Annotated in this window: 8 protein-coding genes and 1 pseudogene; 3 read left to right on the forward strand and 6 right to left on the reverse strand. The window is 44.5% G+C overall.

Going from position 1 to position 7,499, the window contains the following annotated elements; all coding sequences use genetic code 11:
- The first annotated feature begins 3 nt into the window (after nucleotides 1-3).
- The 3 genes from fusA (at nucleotide 4) to Q0135_RS10965 (ending at nucleotide 3,407) form a co-directional block, all read left to right on the forward strand.
- Complete coding sequence (gene fusA / locus Q0135_RS10955) at nucleotides 4-2,079, forward strand: elongation factor G (protein ID WP_297990424.1); 2,076 nt, start codon at nucleotides 4-6, stop codon at nucleotides 2,077-2,079.
- Nucleotides 2,080-2,712: 633 nt separating this feature from the next.
- A complete protein-coding gene (gene tpx, locus Q0135_RS10960; protein ID WP_297990427.1) occupies nucleotides 2,713-3,243 on the forward strand; it encodes a thiol peroxidase in 531 nt (176 codons plus the stop codon).
- Nucleotides 3,243-3,407: a hypothetical protein gene (locus tag Q0135_RS10965; RefSeq protein WP_297990429.1), complete on the forward strand. Its 165-nt coding sequence runs from the start codon at nucleotides 3,243-3,245 to the stop codon at nucleotides 3,405-3,407. The genes tpx and Q0135_RS10965 overlap by 1 nt, the downstream gene beginning before the upstream one ends.
- Nucleotides 3,408-3,868: 461 nt before the next feature.
- Here Q0135_RS10965 and Q0135_RS10970 read toward each other — a convergent pair.
- The 6 genes and pseudogenes from Q0135_RS10970 to Q0135_RS10990 all read right to left on the reverse strand — a co-directional run.
- Nucleotides 3,869-4,612 (reverse strand): annotated as a pseudogene (locus Q0135_RS10970) (DUF4272 domain-containing protein).
- Nucleotides 4,613-4,777: 165 nt separating this feature from the next.
- Nucleotides 4,778-5,506, reverse strand: coding sequence for a hypothetical protein (locus tag Q0135_RS10975; RefSeq protein WP_297990431.1), 729 nt, complete (start codon nucleotides 5,504-5,506; stop codon nucleotides 4,778-4,780).
- Nucleotides 5,503-5,697 carry a colicin E3/pyocin S6 family cytotoxin gene (locus tag Q0135_RS11450; RefSeq protein WP_366112499.1) on the reverse strand — a complete coding sequence of 65 codons (195 nt, stop codon included), beginning with the start codon at nucleotides 5,695-5,697 and terminating at the stop codon, nucleotides 5,503-5,505. The genes Q0135_RS10975 and Q0135_RS11450 overlap by 4 nt, the downstream gene beginning before the upstream one ends.
- Nucleotides 5,698-5,713: 16 nt before the next feature.
- Nucleotides 5,714-6,010 (reverse strand): hypothetical protein, encoded by a 297-nt coding sequence (locus Q0135_RS10980; protein ID WP_297990433.1) that lies wholly within the window; start codon nucleotides 6,008-6,010, stop codon nucleotides 5,714-5,716.
- A gap of 23 nt (nucleotides 6,011-6,033) precedes the next feature.
- Nucleotides 6,034-6,330 carry a hypothetical protein gene (locus tag Q0135_RS10985; RefSeq protein ID WP_297990435.1) on the reverse strand — a complete coding sequence of 99 codons (297 nt, stop codon included), beginning with the start codon at nucleotides 6,328-6,330 and terminating at the stop codon, nucleotides 6,034-6,036.
- Nucleotides 6,327-7,499: hypothetical protein (locus Q0135_RS10990; RefSeq protein ID WP_297990436.1), on the reverse strand; the 1,173-nt coding region annotated here is incomplete at its 5' end. The genes Q0135_RS10990 and Q0135_RS10985, both read right to left, overlap by 4 nt.

The following is a 7,499-nucleotide window of genomic DNA, read 5'->3' on the forward strand; positions in this document are numbered from 1 at the left end:
GTCATGGCAAGAAAGACCCCTTTACATATGGTTAGAAATATTGGAATTGCCGCTCACATCGACGCCGGAAAGACGACTACGAGCGAAAGAATTCTATTTTTTACCGGTATGAGCCATAAGATTGGCGAGGTTCACGAGGGCGCCGCTACTATGGACTGGATGGAGCAGGAGCGCGAGCGCGGCATCACGATTACGTCTGCGGCAACTACCTGCTTTTGGAATAATCATCAGATAAATTTGATCGACACCCCGGGTCACGTTGACTTTACTATCGAAGTGGAGCGCTCGATGCGCGTTTTAGATGGCGCAGTAGCAGTATTTTGCTCTGTAGGCGGCGTTCAACCTCAAAGCGAGACCGTTTGGCGTCAAGCGAATAAATATCACGTTCCGCGCATCATTTTCGTAAATAAGATGGACCGTGTAGGCGCAAATTTTTATAATGTCGAACAGCAGGTAAAAGATAGGCTCAAAGCACATCCTGTTCCGATTCAAATTCCGATCGGCGCAGAGGATGATTTCAAGGGTGTTATAGATTTGGTTACTATGAAGGCACTCGTTTGGGATGATAGCAAGGGTCCTTCTGCTCCCGAGATCGTTGAAATTCCTGCTGAATTACGAGAAAAAGCGCAAGAGTACCGCGACAAGATGATTGAGGCGGTAGCAGAGACTGATGAAGCTTTGATGGAGAAGTATTTTAACGGTGAAGAGCTAAGCGTAGAAGAGATTAAAAAGGGCATCAAGAAAGGTTGCTTAAGCCTAAGCTTTTTTCCTATGCTATGCGGCACCGCATTTAAAAACAAGGGCGTGCAGCCTTTGCTAGATGCGGTCGTAGATTATCTACCTGCGCCTGATGAAGTGCCTGCGATTAAGGGTCAGTATGAGGATGGCAGCGAGGTTCACGTAAGCTCTACCGACGAGGGCGAGTTCGCGGGCCTTGGATTTAAGATTATGACCGATCCTTTTGTAGGTCAGCTTACCTTTGTACGCGTTTATCGCGGTGTTTTGGAAAGTGGCAGCTACGTCGTAAATACTGGCAAAGGCAAAAAAGAGCGCATCGGACGCTTGCTAAGGATGCACTCAAATAAACGCGAAGAGATCAAGGAGCTTTATGCGGGCGAGATCGGTGCTGTCGTGGGTCTTAAAGACACTCTTACCGGCGATACGTTAGCTAGCGAAAAAGATAAAGTAATTTTAGAGCGTATGGAATTTCCTGATCCGGTTATTAGCGTAGCGGTAGAGCCTAAAACCAAAGCCGATCAAGAAAAAATGGGTATCGCGCTTCAAAAATTGGCGCAAGAAGATCCGAGCTTTAGGGTTACGACCGACGAAGAGAGCGGACAAACTATCATTTCGGGAATGGGCGAGCTACACCTTGAGATTATTGTAGATAGAATGCTTAGAGAATTTAAGGTTGAGGCCGAGGTCGGACAGCCGCAGGTCGCATATCGCGAGACTATCCGCAAAAAAGTCGAGCAAGAGTACAAATACGCCAAACAATCGGGCGGTCGCGGTCAATACGGTCACGTATTTTTGCGCCTAGAGCCTTTGGAGCCTGGCGCCGGATATGAGTTCGTAAACGATATTAAAGGCGGCGCGATTCCGAAAGAATACATCCCTGCAGTTGATAAGGGCTGCCAAGAGGCGATGCAAAACGGCGTTTTGGCGGGCTATCCGGTCGAGGACGTGCGCGTAACTGTCTATGACGGAAGCTACCACGAAGTCGATAGCTCCGAAATGGCATTCAAACTCGCCGCTTCTATGGGCTTCAAAGAGGGCGCTAGAAAAGCGGGCGCCGTAATCTTAGAGCCTATGATGAAGGTCGAGGTAGAAACCCCTGAGGAGTATATGGGCGACGTCATCGGCGATCTAAACAAGCGCCGCGGACAGGTTAATAATATGAGCGAGCGCGGCGGAAACAAGATCATCGACGCGTTTTGCCCGCTTTCGGAGATGTTCGGTTACTCGACCGATCTGCGCTCTCAGACGCAGGGTCGCGCGACCTATTCGATGGAATTTGATCACTACGACGAGGTTCCTAAAAACGTCGGCGAAGAGATCATCAAAAAGCGCAACGGCTAGGCTTAACGGGCGCTAGGGTGCGGCGATAGCTTTATCGCCAACCCCGGCGCTTCTTTAAATTTTAAGACGGCGCTTAAATTTAACCTGCTTTACGAGCCGAAATTTTAACTCACGCTCTAGCTTCAAATAAAATTTCAACCCATAAATTTTGATTTCTGTAGATTGCAAATTTAGATCAAAAAATTTCAATTAAATTTAAAAATTTAAAGCATAACTTAAAACGCGCTTATGATGCCGCGCCCATCGTTTTACTAGAGATATATTCATTCACAGATAAAGCGCGTGCGGCGCTATCGCGCTTTGATTTTCATTCACGGACAAAATCGCCGTAAGCTGGATCGCAAGTAGGATAAAATTTTACTTTCGGCGCAGCCTCAAGGCGGAGCGCACTATCATAGACCTATACCAGGTCGCGATCATCAGTGCTTATGCGAGTCGTGGTATTCTCGGGAAGGCGCTTTAATTGCGCCGCCGCTTCGCGCCATAAAATTTCATCTTCGCAGAGCGATCTACGCGCCGATCATATCGGCCGAGCTGGCGGCGCTCTAGCCCGCCTGTTTTCGGATTTAGCAGGCGTTTGCTTTCGCGGGTTATAATGCGCCCGTTTCAGATATTTTAAAACAAAGGAAAATCATGCAACAAACCAAATTACAAGGCGTAAGCGTCGATCTTTTGGGCAGCGAGCTTAAGCTGGGAGATAAGGCGCCCGAGCTCAGCCTGGTCGCAGCCGATCTTAGCGAGGTCAAAGTCGGCGGCGGCACGGGCAAGGCGCAGGTCATCATCGCCGTGCCGTCCCTGGATACGGACGTGTGCGCGACCGAGACGCGCAAATTTAACGAGCGCGCCGCGAGCATAAAAAATACCGAGGTTTTCGTGATCTCGATGGATCTGCCGTTTGCCGCGGGCAGATTTTGCTCGACCGAGGGGATCAAAAATTTACGCGCCCTAAGCGACTTTCGCGATAAGGAGTTTGCGCGCGCATACGGCGTGCTGATCGCGGACGGCGCGCTTGCGGGGCTAACGTGCCGCGCGGTTTTCGTCGTGGATACCGCAGGTAAGATCGCTTACAAGCAGATCACGGACGACATCGTAGATGAGCCCGATTACGACGCGGCGCTCAATGCGGCGGCGTTTGCGAGCGGAAGCGCTGCGACGCAGGGCTGATGCAATTTCTAGGTCTGCGGCGCAGACGTTGCCCGCTTAAATTTAGCGGGCTTAAAATACGCGGACAGGCGCCTTGCTCGCCCGCAACTTTAAATTTTAAAATTCCGCGGCGCCCTGAAATTTGGCAGGTCGCGTCTGAAATTTCAGCGGATCTGCGTTTGTGATCCTCTTTGCGCAGTTTGCAAGAAAAATTTTAAAATTTTAATCTCCAATTGATTCATAAATTCTCACATTCGGTATGCCTTTCGATCCGTCGGCACATATTTTGGATTTAGAAAAAACAGCGCGCGATCGGGTTTTAAATTCCGATCTTATGCTTGCAGTTGTGGGTACGACGATGCAAAAATAGTTTCTAAATTTGAGTACAAAGAAGGAGTGTAAGCGGCGGTGCCGCAAAGCTAAACAAGGCGCGGATAAAATTTGCGGGCGGAGCGTGTATGTAAATATGTAATCGAGCAAATTTTAGACGCAACGACGTATAGCAAAGAGAAAAAACGCGGGAATTAAGGCGAAGTATTTTTCGCTTAAACGAGGCGAAATTTGATTTTTAGGTGTAGGCCAGGCAGATAGCCTGCCGAGCCTGAAAATTAAATTTCAACGAAGTATAAGCAGAAAAAGACAAGCGCTAAGTATTCAAGTCCGGATAATCCCACGCATTATATTCATCCGTCAGATTATCGTTTTCGTCCCCCTTGCAGCACAGCCATTCTAGCCCGCCGCGCCTCTCCATCACGACCTCTTCGTCGAGCCCCGCGCAGTCTGAGCCGTGCACGCGGGCATTGACGCACGCCCAGTGGTAGCGGTAGATAAGATCGAGCGCCTGCAAAATTTCATCCGTGCCCCGCAGCTTCACGCGCGCAGAAAAATCGCCGCCGCTAAAGGTATCCATCACAAATCCGCAGTCGCAGATACCCTTTGGAAAGCTAAGCTCCTCCACGAGCCCCATCGCCTACATCAGCGACCACAGCGACTCGTATTTCCAGCCCATATTCACGGCCTCGTCGCGGCTCGCCTCGCCCTGCACGACGCGGCGCTCCATGCGCGTGAGCTTATCTATGCAGCCGTAGCGGTTATCTAGAAAGCCCCGCACGCCCTGCTTATCTTCATCCGCGAGCTTACCCTCGTCTCTGATTGAGCAGGCGCACATTATCGCCGCATACGAGCAGATCGCGCGGGCGATGACCTCGTCCTTTTCGCGCGGGGAAGCCTCGCTCGTCTCGTATCGCAGCGGCAGATGATCTATATACGGCACGCCTTGGGATTTTAAAATTTCGATGCTTATATCCTTGCGCTCCTGCGCGGTCTTGCCGATCTTTGCGGCGTTTGCGCTATTTTTGCCACCTTTTTTGAAAAGATTTAACAAAGCCATCGTCTCTCCTTTTAAATTTGATGAAATTATAACAAAAAGGGCGCTTAAATTTTAAAATTTAAACGCACGTCAATTTAAAATTTTATTTTCCAGCGATACGCATAAATTTCTAATTTTGGGCTGCATTATTTAATCCATTTAACGGCTAAATTTCAAATTATGAGATTATGCTATCTCTACCGATATTTGAGCGTCGATTTTGCCGTCGTTTTCTTTTAAAATTTCAGGAAATCCCAATTTTATAATCTGCTCTTCGGAGAGGCTATAAGAATAGTGGATATTTGCCTCTACGCCCAGCGGGCGGACTATTTTTGCAACTTCGCTAAAAGGCAGCTTAACGTCCAATAATGCCAAGTAAAAGGCGTCCTTATCGCTATCAAAGACATTTATATAGCAGCCTTTTATATTTTTATCTCCGTTATTTGGAGCTTTGATTATTCTTTCATGGCTAGCAGAGCAATCTAAGAAGTATGAAAAACCGGGCTTAACCATATCGATGCATCCAAAAGATCTCATCTGCTCTATGTTTAAGCTATAGCTATCTACATAGTAGGGATTGTCTTCATCCGATTTTACGATTTGTTTTATATCTTCTAAATCAAGATCTATTTGCCGCGAATCGGCGTAGCTCTCATCGATACCGAAAGATGTTATCTCATAATATGTCTTATAATACATATCGCGTATATGAAATTTAATTCGCTTATCTCTTAAAAGCTTTGGATCTATTTTTAGACCGAGTTTTTGCGCGTCCGATTTCGCAATCAATTCAGGCTCGAATATAAATTCTTTTCCAAAACGACCGCTTTGCCCTTTTGGAATTTTAATCCAATACAGTTCTCGTCCATCTCTTACCGGAAAAAGATAACGGAAAATACCTTTTACGCTTTTCATTTTTGAATCCTTCTTGTTTTATCTGCGGGTTTAGTTTGTCTGCCAGTTATATGGTCAAATTGACCCAAATGCGACCCCTGCTTATCATATTTTTCTAGCGCCCCATGCCGAGAATCCCACTCATAAATATTACCCTTTTTGTCTTTCCATCGCTTCCTTAATCCGCCGCCGATTGTTAGCTTCGGTTTTATCTTTGTTGTTTATTAACTAATGATAAAAGGCATGTGCCTCGCTGTATATTCCGAACAATACCGTAGAATTTTCGTCTTTTAATATGCTTCTAACCTCTTCCGGTTCTACTGCGCTTATATTTCCATCTTTCCGCAAAAACCAATCACTACCATTAAGTTCACGGTGAAATTCATCTTTGCTTAAATCATCTTTGGAAAGTGCATTCAAATTTATAAATATTAAATCGGGACGTGCACCCAACCTTGGCAATGTGAAATATAATAGTATCAAAGTATAAAATACAAAAAATACTAAAAATTTTACTATTTTCATTTACTGATCCTTATAGCACTATATTATTTTTTAAAAGCAAATAATATAGCATTGTGTGTCTCTATAATTTTTTGTAATTCTTTGCCAGAAACTATTATACAATCATTATCTTCATAATTACATAAATACCAACTATATGCATCTTCGAGCTCTGATATATATTTAATATCCTTTTCTCTATATGCTTTTAATAAAAGCATCCTTGGCAAAATTTCTCTCTCAAATTTATCATTTTCTAAGTTTGTTATATAAAAACCGCAAGCAATCAATACTATAAGCAAGCAAACAACAAAGCATAAAATAATTTTGAACTTATTCATTTATGTCCTTTATTTTCTGGCAAAAATTTCATTTCTCCATTCCCGCCAAAGCCAAAATAAGCTGGCGAGCTAAGACTTGGAAATAGCCAATTAAAGTAAAATTTATTTGGATATCCATAAACGGGAACCCCAAGTTGATTAGCTAAGTCTTGAGCTACTGATATAGTATTTTTTCCATCTTTTCCAGAAAAACACATATATAAACTTACGCTATCCACTTGTGGATCAAATTTCTTAATATCGGCCGCTAACTGAGAAACAGGGGTAACTCCTATACCCTTGAATTTATTATCATCTCGGAGATCAATAAAATTTCCTTCGGAACCGTGAGCGGCGACTCCTACCCAATGCGGACTTTTCTTATCACCCTTATATTCCACGGCAGCATTATAATTAAATTTCTCATGTGTTTTATTGAAATACACCAAGTCCAAATCATCACTCTTCCTCTGATCCAGCGAGTAAAAGTATTTGGTATCGGCTACGACGGTTTTGTCGTTAGGATTTACTTTAGGCGAATAGTCGTTAAGACTTCTACCGTTTAATCTTAAAGCCTTTTCCGACATACTTAGCATGCCTAGGGCATAGTTGGTAGCGAATTGATTTTGCGCGGGATCTTTAGGTATGAAAGTACCTCGTTTATTATCGCTGCGATGAACAAGCTCGTGTCTCAAAGATGTCATAAATTCTTTCGCATTGCTAATGTGCTTCGTATTGATATATACAGAATTCGGATCGTCGGAGTTAAATTTTCCTCCGCTTCCTTCGTCTAGATTGGCAAATTTAACCTTTGCCCCCATTTGATTTGCTATATCCTGTGCGGCTCGTTGCTTTTTAAATATATCGGCGCTAGGATCGTTTAGCACGTCAAGATTTGCCGCAAGCGACATACTATCTTTATCGTATCCGCTAGTAAAGCCTCCGATATAGTCAAATATTTTATAGGCTTTCGCATTCTCGGTAGTGGCTATTAAATTTATAGCTTCGTATATCGCACTCCCCCTATTAAGCTCATCCTTTATCTCATTCCTTCCCCCTTCGCTAAACAACCTCATATCCACGCTTGCATCGACATTGGAGTTTAGCTTTGTAGAGTATAGCTCTTTGCTTAGCTTGGAGCTATCTCTGTTTAATCTCATAAGATCGTCTGAGTTATATAGAGCCTTATT

The organism is uncultured Campylobacter sp. (genome assembly GCF_937981295.1).
Lineage (GTDB): Bacteria > Campylobacterota > Campylobacteria > Campylobacterales > Campylobacteraceae > Campylobacter_B.